18 protein-coding genes, 1 tRNA gene and 1 other RNA gene are annotated in these 22,185 nt (G+C 54.4%); 6 read left to right on the forward strand and 14 right to left on the reverse strand.

Going from position 1 to position 22,185, the window contains the following annotated elements; all coding sequences use genetic code 11:
• Positions 1-255 precede the first annotated feature (255 nt).
• Positions 256-328: transfer RNA gene (locus CKROP_RS07080), tRNA-Ala, on the forward strand.
• Between the two features lie 54 nt (positions 329-382).
• Here CKROP_RS07080 and pgm read toward each other — a convergent pair.
• The 3 genes from pgm to CKROP_RS07095 form a co-directional block, all read right to left on the reverse strand.
• Complete coding sequence (pgm, locus tag CKROP_RS07085; protein WP_012732051.1) at positions 383-2,014, reverse strand: phosphoglucomutase (alpha-D-glucose-1,6-bisphosphate-dependent); 1,632 nt, start codon at positions 2,012-2,014, stop codon at positions 383-385.
• Positions 2,015-2,313: 299 nt separating this feature from the next.
• On the reverse strand, positions 2,314-3,087 hold the full coding sequence (locus tag CKROP_RS07090) for a DsbA family protein (RefSeq protein ID WP_012732052.1): 774 nt from the start codon (positions 3,085-3,087) through the stop codon (positions 2,314-2,316).
• A 129-nt stretch (positions 3,088-3,216) separates the two neighbouring features.
• Positions 3,217-3,714, reverse strand: a complete 498-nt coding sequence (locus CKROP_RS07095; RefSeq protein WP_052292386.1) for a MauE/DoxX family redox-associated membrane protein — start codon at positions 3,712-3,714, stop codon at positions 3,217-3,219.
• A gap of 261 nt (positions 3,715-3,975) precedes the next feature.
• Between CKROP_RS07095 and CKROP_RS07100 the strand changes: the two genes are divergently transcribed.
• From CKROP_RS07100 to CKROP_RS07110, 3 genes are all read left to right on the forward strand, one after another.
• On the forward strand, positions 3,976-5,394 hold the full coding sequence (locus tag CKROP_RS07100; protein WP_012732054.1) for an alanine/glycine:cation symporter family protein: 1,419 nt from the start codon (positions 3,976-3,978) through the stop codon (positions 5,392-5,394).
• A 68-nt stretch (positions 5,395-5,462) separates the two neighbouring features.
• Positions 5,463-6,092: a DNA-3-methyladenine glycosylase I gene (locus tag CKROP_RS07105; RefSeq protein WP_052292491.1), complete on the forward strand. Its 630-nt coding sequence runs from the start codon at positions 5,463-5,465 to the stop codon at positions 6,090-6,092.
• A gap of 87 nt (positions 6,093-6,179) precedes the next feature.
• The gene (locus CKROP_RS07110) at positions 6,180-6,980 is read left to right on the forward strand and encodes an HdeD family acid-resistance protein (RefSeq protein WP_012732056.1); all 801 of its coding nucleotides are present in this window, start codon (positions 6,180-6,182) and stop codon (positions 6,978-6,980) included.
• A gap of 16 nt (positions 6,981-6,996) precedes the next feature.
• Here CKROP_RS07110 and CKROP_RS07115 read toward each other — a convergent pair whose 3' ends face one another.
• Positions 6,997-8,448 (reverse strand): glycosyltransferase 87 family protein, encoded by a 1,452-nt coding sequence (locus CKROP_RS07115; protein WP_148209661.1) that lies wholly within the window; start codon positions 8,446-8,448, stop codon positions 6,997-6,999.
• A gap of 1,291 nt (positions 8,449-9,739) precedes the next feature.
• Between CKROP_RS07115 and cmtR the strand changes: the two genes are divergently transcribed.
• Together cmtR and CKROP_RS07125 are read left to right on the forward strand one after the other, a co-directional pair.
• The gene (gene cmtR / locus CKROP_RS07120; protein WP_012732058.1) at positions 9,740-10,099 is read left to right on the forward strand and encodes a Cd(II)/Pb(II)-sensing metalloregulatory transcriptional regulator CmtR; all 360 of its coding nucleotides are present in this window, start codon (positions 9,740-9,742) and stop codon (positions 10,097-10,099) included.
• Positions 10,100-10,684, forward strand: a complete 585-nt coding sequence (locus tag CKROP_RS07125) for a cadmium resistance transporter (protein WP_012732059.1) — start codon at positions 10,100-10,102, stop codon at positions 10,682-10,684.
• A gap of 2,274 nt (positions 10,685-12,958) precedes the next feature.
• On the opposite strand, the gene CKROP_RS07130 is transcribed toward CKROP_RS07125, so the two are convergent.
• From CKROP_RS07130 to prfB, 10 genes are all read right to left on the reverse strand, one after another.
• Entirely contained in the window at positions 12,959-14,323 is a 1,365-nt protein-coding gene (locus tag CKROP_RS07130) for a hypothetical protein (RefSeq protein WP_012732060.1), read from the reverse strand.
• 76 nt (positions 14,324-14,399) lie between these two features.
• Positions 14,400-14,903: a hypothetical protein gene (locus tag CKROP_RS07135; RefSeq protein ID WP_012732061.1), complete on the reverse strand. Its 504-nt coding sequence runs from the start codon at positions 14,901-14,903 to the stop codon at positions 14,400-14,402.
• 15 nt (positions 14,904-14,918) lie between these two features.
• Positions 14,919-15,134 (reverse strand): helix-turn-helix transcriptional regulator, encoded by a 216-nt coding sequence (locus tag CKROP_RS07140; protein ID WP_041628870.1) that lies wholly within the window; start codon positions 15,132-15,134, stop codon positions 14,919-14,921.
• 507 nt (positions 15,135-15,641) lie between these two features.
• A complete protein-coding gene (locus tag CKROP_RS07145; protein ID WP_012732062.1) occupies positions 15,642-16,865 on the reverse strand; it encodes a tyrosine-type recombinase/integrase in 1,224 nt (407 codons plus the stop codon).
• A gap of 146 nt (positions 16,866-17,011) precedes the next feature.
• Positions 17,012-17,389, reverse strand: a transfer-messenger RNA (tmRNA) gene (gene ssrA, locus CKROP_RS11135).
• A gap of 50 nt (positions 17,390-17,439) precedes the next feature.
• The gene (locus tag CKROP_RS10740; RefSeq protein ID WP_012732063.1) at positions 17,440-18,606 is read right to left on the reverse strand and encodes a hypothetical protein; all 1,167 of its coding nucleotides are present in this window, start codon (positions 18,604-18,606) and stop codon (positions 17,440-17,442) included.
• Positions 18,607-18,692: 86 nt separating this feature from the next.
• Positions 18,693-19,244 carry an SsrA-binding protein SmpB gene (gene smpB / locus CKROP_RS07155; RefSeq protein WP_012732064.1) on the reverse strand — a complete coding sequence of 184 codons (552 nt, stop codon included), beginning with the start codon at positions 19,242-19,244 and terminating at the stop codon, positions 18,693-18,695.
• A gap of 43 nt (positions 19,245-19,287) precedes the next feature.
• Positions 19,288-20,190, reverse strand: coding sequence for a permease-like cell division protein FtsX (ftsX, locus tag CKROP_RS07160; protein ID WP_012732065.1), 903 nt, complete (start codon positions 20,188-20,190; stop codon positions 19,288-19,290).
• 11 nt (positions 20,191-20,201) lie between these two features.
• Positions 20,202-20,891 carry a cell division ATP-binding protein FtsE gene (gene ftsE / locus CKROP_RS07165; protein ID WP_012732066.1) on the reverse strand — a complete coding sequence of 230 codons (690 nt, stop codon included), beginning with the start codon at positions 20,889-20,891 and terminating at the stop codon, positions 20,202-20,204.
• Positions 20,892-20,959: 68 nt separating this feature from the next.
• Positions 20,960-22,099 (reverse strand): peptide chain release factor 2, encoded by a 1,140-nt coding sequence (gene prfB / locus CKROP_RS07170; protein ID WP_012732067.1) that lies wholly within the window; start codon positions 22,097-22,099, stop codon positions 20,960-20,962.
• Positions 22,100-22,185: the final 86 nt, after the last annotated feature.

Below are 22,185 nucleotides of genomic sequence, written 5' to 3' on the forward strand. Positions count from 1 at the left end.
CCCCACTCATTCGAAGCAACATGACATCGATATCGGGGGTAAGCGCCCAGAACGACACACCAAGTGAGTAGACACTTACTTACACACTCAGTGTACGCGGAAAACGAGGACCCAGACCGATAAAAATTGCGCACTCGCGCCGACGTTCTATCAACTCGTTGGTGACTCATTGGCAACGGGCTGCCGGCGAAATCAACGTACCCACCTGGTGATTTGTCTAATATCGTTCCGATGAGTAAATTAATCGTGGTCTAAGGGGCTATGGCGCAGCTGGTAGCGCACCACACTGGCAGTGTGGGGGTCACGGGTTCGAGTCCCGTTAGCTCCACAAAGATTCCCTGGTCAGCGATGACCAGGGATTTTGTCGTATATGCCCAGGCCTTTACTTGCCTAGCACGTCCTCAACGAGCTGCTGCGCCTCGCGCTGAACTTCGGCCAAGTGATCGTCGCCCTTGAAGGACTCCGCATAGATCTTGTATTTATCCTCGGTGCCCGACGGCCGAGCAGCGAACCACGCGTTCTCGGTCACGACTTTCAGACCACCAATCGCCGCATTGTTACCAGGCGCTTCGGTCAACTTGTTCGTGATCTCCTCCCCCGCCAGGGTCGTTGCGGTGACATCCGACGGAGACAGCTTCTTCAGCCGATCCTTCTGCTCACGGTTGGCCTCGGCGTCGGTACGCGCATAGGCCGGAGCGCCGAACTCCTCCGCCAATTCCGCATACCGTTCGGACGGCGTCTTCCCCGTGACCGCTTTGATCTCGCTGGCCAGCAGGTTAAGAATCAGCCCGTCCTTATCTGTCGACCACACGGTTCCATCGAAACGAAGGAAGGAAGCCCCCGCCGACTCTTCCCCGCCAAAGCCGATCTCACCTGAAATCAGCCCCGGGACAAACCACTTAAACCCAACAGGAACTTCAACAAGCTTACGGCCGAGTTTCTCGACGACACGGTCAATCATCGATGACGACACCACCGTCTTCCCGACGGCCGTCGAGTCCGCCCACTGCGGGCGATGCGCGAAGAGGTAATCAATGGCGACGGCCAGATAGTGGTTCGGATTCATCAGGCCGGCGTCGGGAGTGACGATGCCGTGGCGGTCAGAATCGGCATCGTTACCCGTCGCGATATCGTACTTGTCGCGATTATGCACCAAGGACGCCATGGAGTTCGGGCTGGAGCAATCCATGCGGATTTTACCGTCGGTATCCAAGGTCATGAACCGCCATGTCGCGTCGACCAGCGGATTGACCACGGTGAGATCCAGCCGATGCTTATCCGCGATCGCACCCCAGTAATCAACCGATGCGCCACCCATCGGGTCAGCACCAATGCGGACCCCCGCGTCGCGAATGGCATCAAGGTTCACGATCGACGGAAGGTCATCAATGTAATCCGACATAAAATCGAAGGGCTTGAGGTAATCGCCCCAATCCGTCACACCGCTGACAGGGGTGCGCGTGACTCCCTTGAGCCCCTGCGCGATGTACTCATTGGCACGATCCGCGATCCACCCCGTCGCATCCGTCCCGGCAGGACCACCCGTCGGCGGATTGTATTTAAAGCCCCCATCCCGCGGCGGATTGTGGGACGGCGTGATCACAATGCCATCAGCCTTCGGGTGCTCATGCGTCAAAATCGCGTGGGACACAGCAGGCGTCGGCGTGTACTTCCCCGCCGAATCCGCAAGCGTCGTCACTTTATTGCCGACGAGGACCTCCAGAGCAGAAATCATCGCCGGCTCTGACAAACCATGCGTATCCCGCCCGACGAAGAGCGGGCCGTCGATGCCTTCCTTTTTGCGGTAATCGACGATGGCCTGCGTCGTCGCAAGAATGTGATCCTCATTGAAGGCGGTGTCCAGCGATGACCCCCGGTGCCCCGACGTGCCAAAAACGACCTGCTGATCGATGTTTTCCGGATCCGGATGCTTCGTGTAATACGCAGTGACAAGTTCGGCGAGGTCAATAAGATCCTCGTGCTGAGCTAGCTGGCCAGCGCGGGGGTGTGCCATGATGGGCCTCCTCAGAGATAAGACAACGCTGATAATTGGCGACAATACAAACTTTCATCCCCCAGTTTCCCCCTTTTCGACGAAAGCTGCACCCTCGTATCCCCACGTGGGGGCTTTTCACAACCGGTCAACGTATTACGCCAAAGCGGTGAGCGTATCCGCCACCGAAGACGCCAACGAGAACAAGTCGGACATAGAAAAAGGGAACCAGTCTCCTTTTTGACTGGCTCCCTTATGGTGCGCCTTAAACGAGGTTCCGGACGTTAACCGAAAGTCCCTATAGGATCAGCGAATATCGTTTATTCGACCTTGCCTGTTTCAGCCTGAGGGACCCAATCCTCGAATGCGTGCTGGTCAGAGGACTGCAACTTGAGCTCTTTACCATTGACGAAGACGCGCGGGCTAGAAACCTGCCCATCGCCTTCCTCGGTCAACTTCTTTTCATTGTCCTCGGCCATTTTCAGGGCGTCCTTGTGGTATTTCGCGTCCTTGATGTCTTTCACAACGCCCTTGGATGCACCCATATCCTTGGCAAGGTCTGCAAAGTTGTCATAGCCCCATGAGCCATAAACTTTCTCCTGGTTTTCAAATAGGCTGGCTCGGTAGTTCCAATACAGTTTTCCGTCACCGGACTTGGCCACCGCATACAGCGCCGTCAAAGCCTTGGTTGCTGGCCCCTGCTCATCAAGTTTTCCGTTCTGGCCTTTATCCAGGAAGTTCATCGTGCGGATGTTCAGGTTCAGTTTCCCCTGGTTAACAGCGTCGAGGAGAGACTGTCCAGTACTCGATTCCAAGTCAGCACAGTGAGGGCACGTCAAGTCGTCATAGAGATCGACGGTGGGAACGTCTGATTTCGCATCGCTGCTCTTGAAGTTCGCTGTCGAGCCGTCAAGATTGAACTCTGCGGTGACATCGGCTTGATCTTTCGCGGCGTCGCTTGAGGACGAGCTGTTGTTCTTGTCATTAATAATGACAAAGCCAATCACCACGGCGATAATAATAACGATGACGGCGATCGCCCAGATAAAACCGTTATTTTTCTCATTTGGTGCTTTAATCTTGTTACTACTCAATGAAGTCCTCGCAGTTTACTTTTCACATGGTGACGCGAACCAGCATCGCGCCCATAGCTTTACCTAGTTTACGGATTCCTTTCATGGATGGAACCCACCGGTGCCATCTTTGGAACCCCGCAGTGAAAACTACGGATGCAATGCGAACCTCTTATACGGCCGCCACACGGTCCATACCGAAAGTACTATAAACCCGAGGTCGCGTCCTATCTCGGTCAGATAGGTGGAGGGTCCCGCGTTGGGATTCGCTCCGCCACCGCCGAAACATCCGCAATCAATGCTGAGTCCCCGGGCCCAAGCGGAAATGATCGCGATAATAAATACGGTCAACAGACCAATGGAGATCACCGCAGCTGGGCGCAGGAAAATCCCGAGAAGCAACAGCACGCCCAGCGCGATTTCGAACACCGGCAGCCCTGCCGCGAGTGGTGAAATGACATCTCTCGGAAGAATTTCATAAGCATTGATTGCTTGCTGAGTTTGCAGTGAATCACGCAGTTTCGAAATTCCGCTGATAATCCAGACCGCAGCCATAGCCAGCCGAGTAATCAAGCTGATGATATCGAGAATGAGAGACTTATGGCCGCCTTGTGAGCCCACGTTTCCGCTCTGCACCACCGTATCCATGTACTTCCATCTTTCCTGTGACCGGCACATCCTTTTCCGGGCGCCTCGCAATGGAGCTCTAGCATAGCCTCACGCGCAGCACCACGGTAACCCGCTCCTGGATGTTTTTCCCGACGTTTTTCTCGTCGGCACTCTCCTTTTTCGATTGAGCCTGGTAACAACCATGTCGCTAACGTGTCGTGATGCTACAACTATGTTAATTCTTCACGTTTTCCGAGGATTTAATAAGTTTTCTCACAGCCAATCTGTATCTTCTTATCCATGGATTCCTTCTCCTCCTGGCTTTCCGACGTCGACTCCGTCGTATGGGGCCCATTCGTCCTCATCCCCCTGCTGCTGGGGACCGGCCTATGGCTCACCTACCGCCTACGAGCCGTGCAGTTCCGCAAACTTTTCTCAGCCCTGCGGCTGGGGCTCCTCGACCGCGAAGACGATGGCGGAGAAGGCGACATCACGCAGTACCAAGCCTTGACGACGGCCCTCGCCGCGACCGTCGGCGTCGGTAATATCGTTGGTGTCGCGACGGCTATTTCCGTGGGTGGCCCCGGCGCGTTGGTGTGGATGTGGATCACCGGCCTCGTGGGGATGGCCTCGAAGTATTCCGAAGCCTTCCTTGGGGTGCGGTTCCGCGAAACCGACCGGCAGGGCAATATGTCCGGTGGCCCGATGCGATACCTCACCAAAGGAATCCCCAACGGTTTCGGCGCATTTTTAGGATGGTTCTTCACCATCGCCGCGATCATCGCCAGCTTCGGTATCGGCAACTTGACCCAGGCCAACGCTATTGCGACGGGGCTTGAGAACTCGTTCCAGATTGACCCATGGGTATCCGGAATCTTCATGTTTATCCTGATCGGCGCGGTATTGCTCGGTGGAATCCAAGCGATCGGGAAGATCACATCCGGCTTCGTCCCGCTCATGATCCTGGTGTACATCGTCGGCGGCACGGTGGTTCTCGCTATGAAAGCTGACCAGATTCCTCACGCACTCAGCCTCATTTTTACCGACGCCTTCACGGGTACCGCCGCGGTTGGCGGATTCGCTGGATCGTCGATCATCATTGCCATCCAAATGGGTGTTGCGCGCGGTATCTTCTCTAACGAATCCGGTATGGGTTCTGCAGCTATCGCCGCTGGAGCTGCGAAAACCACTCACCCGGTGCGACAGGGCCTCGTGTCTATGACTCAGACCTTTATCGACACGATCATCGTGGTGACGTTCACCGGGCTCGTCGTCATTACCACGGGGGTGTGGGACCACGGTGAAGATGCTGCCGGCACTATGACAGCCGACGCGTTTTCCACCGCTCTGCCCGGCCAATGGGGTGGAACAATCGTGTCGTTGTCCATCGTGTTCTTCGCCTTTTCCACGATCTTGGGGTGGTCCTACTACGGCGAACGATGCGCGCAGCGTGCATTCGGACGCTGGGGATCCCTCCCCTACCGGATGGTGTTCACCGCCGTTGTGTTCGTCGGTGCGACGACAGAACTGAGCACGGTATGGACCTTCGCCGACCTCGCGAACGGTCTGATGGCCATTCCTAACTTGATCGGTCTTCTCGTGCTATCCGGACTCATTGCCCGCGAGACCAAGGCTTACCTCGACTGGGACCCGCGCTTGAAAGCAAATGCGGAGCAATGTGCGGCATTCCTCAAGGAGCAGGGAACCGACTGGCGGTGATCGCCCCCTCTGGGAAGACAGAGCCGTTGCTGAAACATATCGCGCTCACGATATGCCACACTCGAAGTATGTCTGGTCTACACAATGGGGATACCGCGCAGAATCGCCGTTCTCCTGACCTCGTAATTGGGGAAGACGGGCGAGCACGTCCTCCGTGGGCAGCGTCGGACCCGCTGCTGATGGAGTATTACGACACGGAATGGGGCGTACCAGTAAAGACAGAATCGGGTGTGTTCGAGCGCCTCACTCTAGAGGCATTTCAATCTGGATTATCGTGGTCCACCATCTTGCGTAAACGACCAGCTTTTCGAGAATCATTCGCCAACTTTGATCCAGACATTGTCGGTACTTTCGACGACGACAAGGTGGCGTTGCTCATGACAAACCCAAAGATCATTCGTAATGAGCGAAAAATTCGAGCAACCATTAGGAACGCACAGGCAATTCTTAGACTCCACGAAGAAAATTCTTATCTTTCCGACGTGGTCTGGTCTTATGCTTCCACGTCACTGCCCAGGCCTTTCCGATTGTCCGACATCCCTTCGCGTACGCCAGAATCAACGGCACTAGCGAACGACTTGAAAAAGAAGGGTTTTTCTTTTATCGGTCCGACCACAATGTTTGCACTTATGGAAGCATTGGGAATCGTCGATACCCACCTCGTCGGTGCTTTTGACCCCCCTGGATTCCGTAGATAAGTTCCGCAATGTACAAAAACCTATAAAATGATAACCAAGCAAGCCGATGAGTTACCCGTCTCACAGAAAATATGGAAAAGGAGAGCCATGACCGACAATTCATCAACACCCCACGGTCACAACGAGAAAGGAAAAGGTACTCCTGACGATCCCTTCGAGCCCGATGCCGTCTACGACCCAGATGGCCGGCGTGCTGACGGCGGTTCGCCGCACAATAACGACAACAATCCATCCTCATCTGGTGACAACCGCACCCAAGGGCGGTCCTCAGCGTACGGCTCCGCATTCAAGAATAATTCCGGCTTTAGCGGGTTGGGGTCATTAATGAGCGAGAGCCCCATGGCCACCGTCGCTTCCAAAGGATCTGGGTGGCTGGCCCTGCTAGGCGTATTAGCAACCATCATCGGTCTCGTTGTGGCCGTCTGGCCTCATGCTGGAATTAATGTCTTCGCGTGGGCCGCCGGGATCTTCTCCATTCTTGCGGGAGGCGCACTTGTTTGGTTCGGACTTACAACCAAATCCGTGCCTGTACTCCCCGGAATCGGTGCCTTTTTCGGCATTCTCTTGGTACTCGCCGGCATTGGCGCACTTATCTCACCACAAAGTTTTGGCGCGGTCATCGTCATTGCAATCGGTTTCATCGCTTTAGCTCAGGGGCTAACAACTTTTAGCACTGGCCGAGCGATTTCCCGAGTGTCCGAGACGTCCAGGTACCTGACGTGGAGCGGTGTCCTTTCCATCATTTTGGGAATCATATTTATCATCGCTCCTCTGACGAGCCTGTATAGCCTGACCATCTTAATGGGCATCATGCTCGCCGCCTTTGGGATCATGATGATCATTGCGGGTGTACGTGGCCGCAGGTTCTTTTCATCCTCGCGGGGCTAACTCTTTGAGGTGGGCATCACCTGGTATTTGGGCCGTAATAGGCCCAAGCTTCATGCTCTCTGAAATCACTTTGCCCCTGCGACACTAAAACCACAGGCTCCCGATTACTCATGCCCGATCCGTCGCCGAACCACGTGTTTTCTGGCGACGCCGCCTGCTCATTGCGACCGCGGATGGCGTCGATAACCAAAACCGCCGAATACCACAAGGCAACAACAACGAGAATAGCGATACCGGTGTAGACGAAACTTCCACGGATAATCGCTGGATCTGAGGGCTTATTCTCCTGGAAGTGCTTGAAGGCCGGCACGCTGTACTGACTGACAAATGGGATGTACATCACGCTGACAAGAGCCACAGCACATAACCCCGCCAGCTGGTCTAATGACCATCGCACACGCTCGTTCTGAATCAACCCGATTGGCGCCGTGAGACCACGCGTAATGGCGTCGATAAGCAAGACTGCAAAGGGAACGAGAAAAACCCAATGGTGGAACCATGAAAATGGGGCAATAATTGGTGCAGTTATCCCCGACAGGCACATGGCCATCGCTAAGTTACCGCGTTTAATAGCACCATAGGCTGCAATGCAGAACACCAGGACGATCGCGATCGACAGCTCGATCCACACCGTCATTTGGTTGTCAATATTTAGCCGATACAGCACTCCTCGAAGCGACTGAGCCCCTGGATTACTTTGGGGCCCGATTCGGTCGGTATTGAACATGTAATGTGTCCAATACTTCGCTCCGTCCGGAATGATGAGGCACCCAGCAACGACCGTTGCAGCAAAAACGACGACAGCGGTGACTAAAGCTTTCCAACGTCGCTCAAGAATAAAAACGAGCACCGAGAACGCGGGGGTGAGTTTTATACCTGCGGCAAGGCCCGTTCCTATTCCGCGTCCGAAATTCGTTTTGCGACGAAGAAAGTCCAGGGCCACCAGGCCCATCAAGTAAATATTGACCTGGCCGAAAAAGAAGGTGCCGTGAACTGGCGAGAGATTAAATGAAGCAAATACCGTGGCCAGAGAAATGATAATCAGCGAAAATGACCATTTGTAGCCGCGTTGTCTCAAAATCCCTATGATCACCGCACAAAGGACAACCAGGGAGCCTATCTGCCAATACACAGCAAGTGTTTTGCGGTCAACCAGTGTCATTGGGGTAAACGCAACAGCCGCGAAGGGCGGGTAGGTAAAGGGCAAGTTGAAAATATAGTTCTTGCCATACAAATTGTGCCCCTCGGAAACGTGCTGGACAGCCTTGTAATAAATGGAAAAGTCCAAAGGCCAGACAAACAAATTGCCGAGATCTTTATTCCGCACACTCGACGAGGTGTAACGAATAATCGCCCATGCCGCTAAAAAGATCATTCCGAGAGATATGCCAAGTCCACCTCGGATGGGCTTTCTCTCTGGAGCCGGTTCTTGAGTCGGCTCATATTTTTGCGGACGACGAATTTGCACAGCGTCGATAATATATTGTGACCTCGCCACGTCCTAGCCCAACCCGACCTCACTCATAAACACTGTTGAAGCAGGTTCGATACAACGTCGATGACTGGGGATTATGGCTTGTACGACGAAACCCCGGTCTGTTATGACCGGGGTGTGTCTGGTGGAGCCGCCGAGGATCGAACAAGTGCTAATAAAATACCTGTTCAGACGGCTTTTCTATTCGAACAGTAAAAAATGTTGCCTTATAGTTACCAATTACCCCTATAAGCGGGCTGTGGACCACCCTCAAGGAACAGGGAAACCAGCCCTGCTCTAGACCTCAGGGTAGTCGTGTACACGCAGTGGCAGTGTAGGTGAGCGCCTAAATCTCTGATTTAGGCGCTAGCTGTTTGGGAGGGTGTGCGGTTGCCGCATCCCCTTGAGAGGAACAGTTAGCGTGCCCCCCTATGACGGTTGTTCCTGTAGGTCGTGTTTGAAACGCGGGTTAATCATTGACGCGCATTGAACATTTAGCGGTTTGAGACCGCGAAACCCGATTAATCCAAGGGTCGGATTTAAAATCCGAAAGGGTAAACCCCTTAGTTCTGACAATTGCCCGAATTCGAGCGCTGCAGTTAAAGCCACAGCCCGGCGCGGAAACTAGTCTTGTGTCCAATAATCAGCATGAACGTTCACGTGGAATAAATGTTCCACCTGAGAGAGCTTTCTACTGATCCAAATGGAACACTTGAACAACTAGCCAGCGTGAGCCTTCACATGGGGCAAATGCCCCACCTGTGAGGTCATGATAACCCTCCAGCGTGAGCTTTCTACTGTGTCAAATGGCACACCTGAACAACTGCTATGACCGTTCATTCTGAGCCTTCACCTGATCCAAATGGAACAACCGTATGGTCATGACAACCATCCAGCGTGAGCTTTCTACTGCGAGAAATCTGGTACTTGAGCGGTCAGTGGTGAAAGGCATTGACAGTAAGACGGCCACCAGACTTTTACCGGTGTCAGTAAAAAAGGGAGCCCACGTCTGCACACTGGACAACACACTGAGCTGGCAGGTGTGCCCCACTTAGACGGGCACGAACTGGGGTCATTAAAAGCTCCGTCGCGAACTAAAGTTCACGACGGTTTGTAAAAAGTAGGGGGCAAGCAGGTTGCGCCACAGGCACAGATTCAACAACCACACAAACACAAAAAGGGAAGACACTAAAGCCGCGCGAAAACGGGCTCAGAAACACAACACCGTCGGGCCGACGTTCGCCCCTCGTGGCAACAGTTCAGCAGCCGCTGTATAGTCCAGTGCATGCTGACTATTTCTTCGCGCTTGGACGTGATGAACCGATTGGGCCGGGCGATGGCTGATCCCACCCGATCCCGTATTCTCCTGACCCTGCTGGGCGGCCCGGCCTACCCGGCCGCTCTCGCCCGGGAGCTGGAACTGACGCGGTCAAATGTGTCGAACCACCTCACTTGCCTACGGGACTGCGGAATTGTGGTCGCCGAACCGCAGGGGCGGAAGACCCGCTACGAGATCGTCGACGCCCATCTTGTCCAGGCGTTGAACTCACTGCTGGATACCACTCTGGCTGCCGACGAGAATGCCCCGTGTATTGACTCGGCATGTGACGTGCCCGGGTGCGCCACCGGAGAGGGGAGCAGGTAAGTGGTAACTGGTCTCCTGGGGGCGGTTGGTCTGTTTACCGCAACCAATATCGACGACATCATCGTGCTCTCGCTGTTCTTCGCCCGTGGGGCCAGCCAAGCAGGGACCACACTGCGGATCCTGGCCGGGCAGTACCTTGGTTTCGCGGGCATCCTCGCAGCCACGATCCTGGTCACCCTAGGGGCGGATGCCTTCCTGCCCACCGAGGCGATCCCCTACTTCGGGCTGATCCCCCTGGCCCTGGGACTGTGGGCGGCCTGGCAAGCCTGGCAGGGAGACGATGACGCGAAAGTCAGCGGAAAGAACGTAAGCGCCTTGATCGTCGCCGGGGTGACCTTTGCCAACGGTGGCGACAATATCGGCGTCTATGTCCCGGTTTTTCTCAACGTGGATACCGCCACCGTTATCATTTACTGCGTCGTCTTTCTAATCCTGGTGGCGGGCCTGGTCCTGTTGGCGAAGTTCGTGGCCACCCGTCCACCCATCGCGGAGGTTCTCGAACGCTGGGAGCATGTGCTGTTCCCGATCGTTTTAATCGGCCTGGGTATCTTCATCCTCATCAGCGGCGGCGCCTTCGGCCTTTAATAAGCTCATCCCCGTGCTGCTAGGGCTTCTCTAGGTTTCCTCACCGGCATCAACTGAACCGCCTATGAAGTTGTGAAAAATCGCTGCCGCAGGGACTCGACCACGCTAGGGCGACAGAAATTCTAAACTGCCCTATTGGGGTGTACCAAATGGGACAGCTCAAACGGCTAGCAGTAAACCCCTCTAGTGCGACAAATGGTGCATTAACCACCTCTAGTTCGGCAAATGGTGCAGTAGCCACTCTTCACGTACGAGAAATCTCGCACCTGAACGGCCATGACGACAGTCCAGACTAAACCCCTACTGCGACAAATGACGCAGTAGAACAACCCACCAATAGCCCCACCGAAATAGCACCAGGGGGGATATTAACCGCAAAAGTGGTGCATGGGGGGGCTGTGACCTGGGGGTTTGCCCCCCTGGGTGTGGTGGTGGCTGCATGTCGGGTGTGCGGGTGGTGGTGTGTCCTGTTGGTGTTGTGTGGTGGGGTGTTTTAGGCGTTTTCCCCGTATTCGGGCCTGTGAGGCCTGTAGGCGGGTTTAGCCCCTGTTTGTAGCTTGTCGCCCCGGCTGTGTTGTGTTAGGCCGTGAGAGGGCGAATGGTGGGGCCGATTTTTTAGTGTTAGTGGGAAATGTTGGTCTTAGTGACCTGTCCGCTGCCCTTTGGTGCTGTTGTTGAGCTGGCTGCGTGTTGTGTGGCTGTGTGGCAGTGACGTGGTAGTTGCCGGGGTTTTGCTCTTGACTGTCGCTGTGTGATTCGTTCACTGCTGTTTGTTTGTTGTTGTGTTGACTGAGAGTTTTTGAGGATTCTAAAGATTCAACATTCGAGTCGGTGAACGGTCTTGCTGCTGGTGTGTTCCACGGTTGTGTGTGACGTGAGCGCTCAATCTGTGCGCGTCACTGAAAAGACAACTCAGTGAGTTATGACCATTGTCCGCGTTGAGCAGATTGAGTTAAAGCATTCAGGGGCAGGGAAACAGCAGAGCATCTGTCAATGAAAGGGCGTGAGCGTGTGTCCACTAGTCGTGTCTGATAGGCGGTTGAGCGTTGCTGTGTGTCTAGCTCGGTGGCGGCTGTGAGACTAGTGAGCACTGGTCGTCATGGCTTTGCTTTCGTGAGTCTGCAGACCTGTACACACCTCTAGCGCCTGTGTCGCCCGGGGTGTGTGGTGGTTGGGGTAGGGGGTGGCCCCCGTGGGGTGGTGTGTAGGGGGTTGCCTTTTGGATTCGCCCCTTTGCAGTTGGAGTTGGGGTCATTATGACCTCAGTAGGTGGGGCCTGTGTGTGGGCCGGGGCAACCGTGGTCATGGTGCCCACGGTAGGTGGGGTTGTGGTTCCGTGATCCCCTTGGTGGGTCTTTCTCTCTACCCCCGTCCTAACCGTCCTAACCGTCCTAACCTGCAGGTCAGAGCACGTTTTAGGGGTGTCCTATGACCGTCCTAATAGGACGGTTTTGTCCTGTCCCACATCGAGAAATAGTAGGTAATAGTATGCGATAGTAGGGCCGGTGAAGTGGTAAAAACACCGTCTGACCAGGGGCTTAGTCGGATAGTAGCGATAGTAGCTACCCCGTCGAATAGTAGATCCCTACCATGAGTGTTCCTGTGGGACGATAGGACGGAAAAGGCCCGTCCAACGTCCCTACTTCACAGGCTGTGAGACATAGGGCAAAGGCGGGGCAAATAGGCGTTTATTCTCTAGGTACTTTCTCTCAGGGGGCGTACCTAACCGTCCTAACCGTCCTAACCTGCAGGTCAGAGCACGTTTTAGGGGTGTCCTATGACCGTCCTAATAGGACGGTTTTGTCCTGTCCCACATCGAGAAATAGTAGGTAATAGTATGCGATAGTAGGGCCGGTGAAGTGGTAAAAACACCGTCTGACCAGGGGCTTAGTCGGATAGTAGCGATAGTAGCTACCCCGTCGAATAGTAGATCCCTACCATGAGTGTTCCTGTGGGACGATAGGACGGAAAAGGCCCGTCCAACGTCCCTACTTCACAGGCTGTGAGACATAGGGCAAAGGCGGGGCAAATAGGCGTTTATTCTCTAGGTACTTTCTCTCAGGGGGCGTACTAACGGTACTATCGTACTAAATGCCTGCTCAGAGTTGGTTTTTGGCCGTACTATCGGGGTACTATCAGGGTACTAAAAGTACTATTTCACTGGATAGTACGAAACCAAAAAGTACTAATAGTACCCTCTTAGTACCCACCAAAACATGCCCTGACCTGCTGTTTAGTACGATAGTACGATAGTACCCAGTCGGATAGAAAGTACTACACAGCATAAAGGGAATTCCCGCTCAAAAGCCACAGGGAACCCCGCCGCCCTGAACCATCGCTACCTATTCTGATACGCCCCTCATCCCTCAATGCTTCTACAGCGGAATCGAACGCATCCCGGCACCTAATATTCACCCCATTGCGCATAGTCGTCCACCGCTGCCCATTACTCTTTTCCAGAGCAGTGATAATAGCTTTCTTCCGACGCTCCACCTGTTTCGTAAACCTGTCCTGCTCAGCCTCATCAGACATAGCCTCAACATGAGCACGAATAAACCGCTTCACCCGATTCGAATAAGCCAGAATCACCCCCGCCCGCTCCCAATCATCATGGTCAACACAGGTCGTGGAACGCAGAGCAGCGAAACCAGAGGCAACACGGGCCTGAATCTCCGTATCATGCGCACCACCGGTGCCAGTGAAACGCCCCATTTTCCTTGACATGTCATGCGCACGACGCACCGACTCCCGGATACCATCAGGGAACGTGAAATGAAGCGGACAATCCGAGTGCGTGAACGTAACAGTCTTTAACAGGTGGGGTCCATCACCACGCCTACTCCCCACAGGTGAGAACGGGTCAATCGTTTCCACCCACAAGAAACGCTCCGACAATCCATCATCCACACCACTGACCAACGGCCCTGCAGTGTCGTACTGGCACGAGATACGCAAAGAGGCCGAATAGCTGCCCCCTTGCACACGCAGACGCTCAGACTTATTCGTCACCCCCATATCCTCACCACTGAACATAGACAGCACACACGGCCTCAACGTGGAACCATCCCTGTTCATAACTTTCGTGAGCTTAGTGACCTCATTTTCCACAAACAGTGTGGGTGCTGGTGGTTCATCCTTATTAGCGTTCAGCTGCGTCAACAGGCCCTCACCAGAACCGCACGACGCCGTTTCCACATAGGTTGCTCTGCCGGCAACCTGGATAGGTGGCTGGTCGGTCGTCACCTTTGAGGCCCGCCCTTTCCCTGTCCCCGGCCGCCCTAGAACAGCGACATACAAGTTCAACGGTGACCGGCCTAACCCAATGTCGAAAGTCGTACCCGCTGGTAGGGCCGTACACACGTTCTGGATCAACAGCACAAGGGCCGTCAGCGGGGCAACTTGGTGGAAGCGGGCAAAACGGTAAACCATCTGCAGGGTGGCATTGTTCACGTCGAAGAGGTCACGTTCGAGACGGTCGTATTCGTCTACCGTCAGCGTCATATCAGGTGTTCCGTCTGGCTGTTCACGGAGGGCATAGAAATCGGGGAACCCCGCGCCGGGCTTGCCGGTCGGTGTCGCACCATCTGCTACGCTTTCATTGCGCACCAGGTGGGGCGTGTTATTCTTTTCTTGAGACATAGAGGGTGTTTCCCCCTTTCTGTTCATTGAGGGGCCTAGCCGGGGTCAAGTCAGCTAGCCCCTCATTTTCTTTGCATTAGGCGGCGTGCAGCGTGGGTCGGGTAAACATGCTGTTACGCCGTCGGTCTAGTTCCTTGATCCTCTGTCCGTGTGCGTCATACCACTGGACGTATTCCCCATCGGGCTTGAGTAGGTCAGCCTCACGCAGTTCACCAATAGCGTTGTTTATTTCCCGGTGTAGTGCGTCACTAATCAGGTCGTAGACCGCCGAATCGAACTGGCAACTGTGTGCGTAGCGGACGGTGACTAGTTCCCGTACCCACTCAGCCAGTGGGGTTCCCATCTTGCTGTAGAGGCCGGATTCTTTGAGATACCTATCCAGCACCTGGAACCGGATTGGTTCATCATCGGGCTGGTTTTCCTCATGGGATAGGTGAATGAGTGCGCCGATAACAATCGCCGCGCGGTCGTCGGTGAAGAGGTCCTGTGTGGCTTTCTTAGCCTGTTCCGGGATCAACCATGCCGGCGTGTTGACTAGGCACGCGACGGTGAACATTTCGGAGTCGGTGGGGTAGTTCATTGTGTCCCACCTGCCCTAGACGCCGTACTGTGTGATGTTGGGCTGTTTCTTGAGCAGGTTATTTACCTCATCGGGACGGACGCGGATTGTCCGGCGGCCGTAGTGGTAGGGGGTGAGGTCACCTCGTGCGATTGCGCGGCGTAGCGTTTTGACACTGAGCGCTACGCGTTGTGACGCGTCTTTGAGTGATTCAAACTCTGCTGTCACGGTAGTCGTGTTATTGTCGTGCATATCAAGACCTCCTAATGGGGTTTTGTGTGTGGACCTCCCACTGTTGATGAGTTTGCCGACTGACAACAGTGGGGGGCTTTTTCTATCTCTAGTACCCCCGGTTTGGCATTCAGGCACCTTTTGTGCCTTACCGGTTGAACCTATGTAAATGTATAGCACATTCGAAAATTAGCGGGACCGCACCTGTCTATATATGGGCCACATTTTGTCCACAATCTCGAGTTCAAGAGATTTTCCGGCCACTATATATGGTTATCCACTTTCCTTGTCTCCGTTGAACACGTTTTCGAAAATCACCATTACACCTTTACGCTACCCCCCCCCACAGTTACCCCCAAAACCTGCAGAAATATAAACGGTTATAAAAGACTGCGGGGACGGGGAACCTCAGCCGCCGTAATAAACAGTGACGACTCAGAGTCTCATCGGACAGAATCAATACACAGCGGCACCCCAATATCTAGTGGTAAACACTTATTTTTAACCGCTAGTTACGTGTGAGATATATCACTTTCCCTCACCTCTCAAAGACACTCCAATCCGACCATTAACCAACCCCAACCCCTCTTCCATATGATCCGGCCGCACCTGCATATAAATCTCCATAATCGTCGTCAAATCCTTATCTCCCATAAACCGACCAATCTCAGGCGGCAACAACCCCGCCTCAGCTAACGCCGTCACCGCCCACCGGCGACCATCATGCGGCGACACATAACCATCATTCGTTTTCACACCGACTACCTCACTAGCCCTACGCAGCACATCACGGAAGCGACGATCACTAATCGGCGTGCCCTTAGGAGTCGCATTCACATTCCTATCCCCGCCACGGGGAGCGAACACCCGCATATGCTCAGCCACCAACGAAGAAAACTCAGGCCACACAGGAACATCCCGGCGCGCACTCTCCGTCTTTAACTCACTGGTCCAATACGTCTTATTCTCCATCTCAAACAACCTGCACTGGCCCCGCACCTGCACCACATACCCCGATGACTCATCCCCCACCACATCACGACGACGCACACCAAGAGCTTCACTAATCCGCAACCCCATGAACAGCGTGAGCACACCAAGAAACCTGTAGCGTTCCGGCAACGCATAGAGCACAGCCGCCATCTCAGAATCAGGAATATTCTCCCGCTTTCTCGCTGGCCGCCTTTTAATCAAATTCTTAGGGGCCGGGTTGTCCTCAATAAGACCACGCTCTACAGCGTTATCCAGCGCGCGACGCAACAGTTTCGCGGCCGCCACATTCGTCTTATTGGTGTCATATTGGGAGGAAACAGCGTCTGCCCATTCGTAAATATCGGCCTTGGTCAGCTTTGAAAGAGGCCTATCTTTAAGCCGGCCGGCCTCACCTGTTACCTCAGTAATCCTGGCTATCCGTGTGCACTCTGCCCTGTAGGTGGATTCACGAATATCACCGGCATGCAAGCGTGTCGTGAGCCACTTTTCGCACCATTGCCCCACAGTGGTGCTGGAGCGTTCCCGCTCTAGGGCTGCCTGTTCCCGGCGTAGTTTCGGCGGCATCCAGGTGCCATTGTCAATGAGTTGTCGCTCATGGAATAGCCAGCCCTCAGCGTCAAGCTTGGTGTTGAATGTTCTGCCCGCGCTGTAGCGCACACTGTTGGGACCAACGTAGCGGGCTGAGAAACGTCCGTTTTTTAATCGGCGGACTGAGCCGAAACTGCGTCTTTCGCGCCGGGGTTGTCTCTTCCGTGGCATGGCTAGTTACCTTTGTTGCCATACTGTTGCCAATGGAAGGGGTCTAGCGGGGTCTTGAGTCCACATAGGTGTAGTGAACAACAACCCACATGAACTGTGCAAATACCAAAAAACCCCTGGCCAATAGTGACCAGGGGAAACAGTATTGGTGGAGCCGCCGAGAATCGAACTCGGGTCCTCCGTCATCGCGCCAGGGCTTCTCCGTGCGCAGTTCGCGCGGAGTCTCTGCTCGACCTTCCAGATCAGGCGAACTTGTCTGGATGACAGGCCCAGTTGTCAGTAAGAAGTCCCACAACGCCCCGACAACACAACGGTGTGGCAAGTTCCCTCAACGATGCCAGGATCCAGGCCGGGAACGAACCTGGGCTGACAGACACGCTTCGCTAGATTAGGCAGCGAGAGCGTAGTCGCGCTGAGTATTCTCGGCGCTTATCAATGTACTACGACGCTTAACGGTGGTCTCTAGCCTGCACCGGCACGCTTCCCCTGGCTTGAAGAACGGAGTCGAAACCAAAATCGGCCCCTCATCACACGTTTGCGGGTACGCATGCGAAACAAACGTGGAGACTCGAAGTTACTCCGGGTTCTCAAATGAGTCAAGGGGCTGGGAACTCGGCTCATCATTTTCGACGGCGACGTCACTCCCCTTGGGCTTCTTGACTGGGGTCGTGTTGTCAGAAGACGTGTTGTCAGGCTGAGCCGCTGCGAAGTTGTGTTTCGTGTTCTTCGCGCGCTCTGATTTCCTATGATTCCGCCATGCGGTCACACCCACGACGAGCCCGATGACGATGGGAACCCACATCCTCGGATGGTCAATAAGGAAAACAACCCAGTCCGGCAGTGTGATGTGCGGAAGCGGGATTGACGGTAGATTCCAATCTGGCCACGGAATGCGAGGCCATGAAATATGCGGCCACGGGATACGTGGCAATGATATCGACGGCCACGGAATATTGAAGTCAGGCAATAAACCGAGAAGCCAATCCATTATTCGGCCGAGGAGCGGAAGAACAATGAAGACAAAGATCGCCCATCCAGCCTTCGATGTGCCCGCGATCATGGGATAGAGAAATCCCTTCCAGGGCGATTCTTGCATCGCCGCAAATCGACGTGCCGACCGGGAGTCTGCAGGCGGTTCAAGGGCTAAAACAGTGTCCTTGTCTTCCTTGTAGAAAGCCGACATGAGCTCCCCCAAAGGGGTCACGTCAACCTGAACACGTGGTTTCTCTCTGGACGAATAACGTTGGGTGTATTCACCGGGCTTGAGGGGTTTCTCAGCGGGCAACACATATTTCGAAACTTTCTCTAAACGGTCATACGGCTTATCTTCAATCTCGAGGAGTAATCCCTTAGATCCCGCCGCTTCCCATCGTTCAAGAATGCTTTTTGCTCTACCGCCGACTCTCCCCCACTTCGTGATCCACTCGACTCGCCGAATCACCGAAGTCCTCATGTTGCGCGAAGATTCCGCGGATGATTGGACAACTTGTACTTGATCCCGCCGCTTGTTTTCTTCCTTATCCTTAGGGGCGTCCTTCTCTTTTTCGGCACCCTTCGAGTCCCCTTTACCCTTTGTGTCCTTCTCTTTCCCGTCCTCGTCTTTGTCGTCGGTGATGATCTCCGGCCAACCTGCGTCGATAGTGCGCAAATGTTCGGGAGTAGCGATGGTTAACTTGATAGCACCACGGGTCGGATGCTGGGCAGTCCAGACTTCGGGAGCGAACAGATCTGAGTCCCCCATCAGTACTCCTCCCTCGAGTGGGCCAGCACAGCTAAGTTTTTTCATACTCAATCACATCTGGCCAGCAATTACCCCAAAACCGGCCCCTAGCCTGTAAGGCCCTTCACGCGCCTACCAAGCGCACGAGTTGCTTCCCGCTCTTCGGTCCGGCGCTTGATATCTTGGCGACGGTCATAATCCTGCTTACCGCGGCCCAGAGCTAATTCCACTTTCAACTTCCCATCGGAAAAATAAAGGCTCAACGGAATCAGCGTGTTATTGCCGTCGCGCACCTTGCCCATGATGGAATCAATCTCATTGCGGTGGAGCAGCAACTTTCGCGTTCGCCGGGGCGAGTGGTTTGTCCAGTGCCCCTTCGAGTACTCCGGAATGTGGAGGTGCCGCAACCACACTTCGCCATCGTCAATCGTCGCGAATGAATCAATTAACGACGCTTTCCCCTCGCGCAACGACTTCACCTCGGTCCCGACGAGCTGAATCCCGGCTTCCCACGTATCGAGGATGGTGTAATCGTGACGCGCCCGTCGGTTAGTAGCAACAACCAACCGCTTATTCGCGTTCTTTTTCGACACCTTCGACTGGGCTTTCTTCTTACCCTTAGCGGCCCCGTGGTCAACTAAAGTCGCTTTTTTCGCCACGTCGAACTCCTCACAACTACGTTCCCATTATCGACACAGTGCGCTAATCTCTCACATACCAGCGCAACGTTGCTTGCGCGGTAATGGCCGCAAACACCACGCCCACAATAATGATGATCGGCGACACCATTCCAATATCGGCTAAAGTCAGCCGCGCAATCAAACGAGAATCATACAAGCTCTTCAGCGTCTTATCGAGAACAAATTCCTTGCCCAAGATAAGCCCACCGATTGCCACCAGCGATCCCATGAACGATGCCAACACCGCTTCCAGGACAAACGGGACTTGGGTAAACCAGCGAGTGGCACCTACCATCCGCATGATCGTTGTTTCTTGTCGTCGGGAATAAGCCGCAATTTGCACCATGTTCACGATCAAGAAGACCGCAGCAATGGCCTGCACAAATGCCACCACGAAGGTCGCAGTTCTAATGGCATTGAGATTATTCGTGGCACCACGGAGGTCATCGACCTGATCAACGACTTCAGAGACCTGCGGCATATCCTTCACGCCATCAAGAGGCTTCGTATTCAGCGGGTCTTTCAGCCGCACGTGCAAGGCAGCGGGCAAAGCATCGGGGCTCGTATCTGCTACGAGACGGGGGTCGGAGTCCTGGAACAGCTCCTTGAAATGCTCATAAGACTGCTCGCGGCTACGGAATGTCACCGATTCCACACCGTCGTCGGACTTCAGCTTGTCCTGAACTTCCTTACATTCCGTGCTGGAACAGTTCTTGTCATTGGCCGAAATGTTGTCATCAAGCTGGACCATGACCTCAACGCGATCCAGGTAAATGTCCTTGGTTTTTGCCGTCACAGAAGTCACCAAGAACCCAGTGGCCAGCAAAGCCAACGAGATCGCCGTCGTAATAATCATAGCGATAGTCATCGTCATGTTACGGGTCAGGCCCGAAAATGCCTCGCGAAAAACGAATCTAGTCTTCATTGAGCCCTCCCCTACTTTCCGACGCCATACAGACCACGGGCATCGTCACGAACGAGCTTTCCAGAATGGAGCTCCAGCACACGCTGCCGCATGGCATTCACAGCGCCGGCATCATGTGTCGACATAATCACCGTCGTCCCCATCTGGTTGATGCGGTTGAGCAGCGTCAAGATGTCGGCACTGGTGTCCGGGTCAAGGTTGCCGGTGGGCTCGTCGGCAAGAAGAACTAAAGGACGGTTGACTGAGGCTCGAGCGATAGCGACGCGCTGTTGCTCACCACCGGAGAGCTCATTGGGCATACGATTGCGCTTGCTCCCCAACCCCACAAGGTCAAGCACTTCCTTCACTCGCTTATCAATTGCCGAGCGTCGTGTCCCAATCACTTCCAGGGCGAACGCGACATTGTCGTAGACATTCTTCTTCGGCAGCAGCCGAAAGTCCTGGAACACGTAGCCCACCTTTTGGCGTAGCTGGGGCACCTTTTTCCTAGGCAATTTATTGACGTGGAAATCCTCAACCCACAACTCCCCGCTACTGACATTCTGTTCCTTCAACATCAGCTGAAGGAAGGTGGATTTGCCGGATCCCGACGGTCCAATCAGGAAGACAAATTCGCCTTTGTCAATGGTCACAGAGACGGCATCCAGGGCCGGGCGGGTGGACGTCCGGTACATCTTGGTAACCGCGTCATACTTAATCACGCAGCCAGACTAACGCACTACTGGGACAATTGGTAACCCCTGTTGTGAATGTGAATCATGTGAGAAAGCTAGTTATCGTCGTCGCCGCGCTGCTGAGCCATCCGCCACCGGATCCCGGCCTCCAGAAAGCCATCAAGGTCCCCATCCAGCACCTTCGACGGATCATTGACCTCATAATTCGTGCGCAAATCCTTCACCATCTGGTACGGATGCAGCACATAAGAACGCATCTGGTTCCCCCAAGAATTAGACCCATCCCCCTTCAGCGCGTTCATCTCCGCCTGCTCTTCTTCACGTTTCCGATCCAAGAGCTTCGCGGCTAACACCCGCATCGCCGACGCCTTGTTCTGGATCTGAGATTTTTCGTTCTGGCACGTCACAACAATCCCGGTTGGAATATGTGTCAACCGCACGGCCGAATCCGTCGTATTCACCGACTGCCCACCCGGACCCGAAGACCGGTACACATCAACCCGTACGTCATTCTCATCAATATCAATATGGTCAGTTTTCTCCACGACGGGCAACACCTCGACCTCAGCGAACGATGTTTGCCGACGCCCCTGGTTATCAAAAGGACTGATCCGAACGAGACGGTGAGTCCCCTGCTCAACAGACAGCTGACCATACATGTAATCGCCATGCACAATGAACGTAGCGGACTTGATACCAGCCTCTTCGGCGTACGAAATGTCAAACACGTCAATCTTGTGCCCATGCTGTTCCGTCCACCGCGTGTACATGCGCATCAACATCTCCGCCCAGTCCGCAGCATCCACACCACCTGCAGCTGACCGAATATTAACGACGGCCTCACGCTCGTCGTACTCCCCCGACAGCATCGTCTGAACCTCAAGAGATTCGATCTCGTGGCGCAAGGTTTCACGCTCGCTATCAGCCATCTCTCGCGCTTCGTCGGCAGCGTCGGTATCGCCTGCCTCGGTGGCATCGTCGGCAAGCTCATACATCACGGGCATATCGTCGACACGCTGGCGCAACGTCGTAACTTTCTTGATCTGCGCTTGCACATGGCTCAGTTTCGACGTCACCTGTTGGGCGTGATCGGGGTCATCCCATAAGGAGGGATCGGACGCCTGTGCTTCAAGTTCGCGCACCTGATCCTTGAGGTCATCGACGTCCACCACTTTTTCGATGGTCGTCAGGGTGGAGTTGAGGTCTTCGAGATCTTGAGAAACGTCCGGATTCACGTGGGTAATCCTAACAGTGTGTCGCAAGGGTAGTGCACAATAAGAGTATGGAATCTTCGGAGGAGCAGGTACCGCACACCATGACG

Origin of the sequence: Corynebacterium kroppenstedtii DSM 44385, from assembly GCF_000023145.1 — a bacterium.
GTDB lineage: Bacteria > Actinomycetota > Actinomycetes > Mycobacteriales > Mycobacteriaceae > Corynebacterium > Corynebacterium kroppenstedtii.

Coding starts and splice junctions, on each gene's coding strand:
- CKROP_RS10740 (WP_012732063.1), bottom strand. CDS start 18,606: ATGGGGGACTCAGATCTGTTCGCTCCCGAAGTCTGGACTGCCCAGCAT.
- CKROP_RS07100 (WP_012732054.1), top strand. CDS start 3,976: ATGGATTCCTTCTCCTCCTGGCTTTCCGACGTCGACTCCGTCGTATGG.
- CKROP_RS07135 (WP_012732061.1), bottom strand. CDS start 14,903: ATGAACTACCCCACCGACTCCGAAATGTTCACCGTCGCGTGCCTAGTC.
- CKROP_RS07130 (WP_012732060.1), bottom strand. CDS start 14,323: ATGTCTCAAGAAAAGAATAACACGCCCCACCTGGTGCGCAATGAAAGC.
- pgm (WP_012732051.1), bottom strand. CDS start 2,014: ATGGCACACCCCCGCGCTGGCCAGCTAGCTCAGCACGAGGATCTTATT.
- CKROP_RS07095 (WP_052292386.1), bottom strand. CDS start 3,714: ATGGATACGGTGGTGCAGAGCGGAAACGTGGGCTCACAAGGCGGCCAT.
- CKROP_RS07110 (WP_012732056.1), top strand. CDS start 6,180: ATGACCGACAATTCATCAACACCCCACGGTCACAACGAGAAAGGAAAA.
- CKROP_RS07140 (WP_041628870.1), bottom strand. CDS start 15,134: ATGCACGACAATAACACGACTACCGTGACAGCAGAGTTTGAATCACTC.
- cmtR (WP_012732058.1), top strand. CDS start 9,740: ATGCTGACTATTTCTTCGCGCTTGGACGTGATGAACCGATTGGGCCGG.
- CKROP_RS07145 (WP_012732062.1), bottom strand. CDS start 16,865: ATGCCACGGAAGAGACAACCCCGGCGCGAAAGACGCAGTTTCGGCTCA.
- ftsX (WP_012732065.1), bottom strand. CDS start 20,190: ATGAAGACTAGATTCGTTTTTCGCGAGGCATTTTCGGGCCTGACCCGT.
- CKROP_RS07105 (WP_052292491.1), top strand. CDS start 5,463: ATGTCTGGTCTACACAATGGGGATACCGCGCAGAATCGCCGTTCTCCT.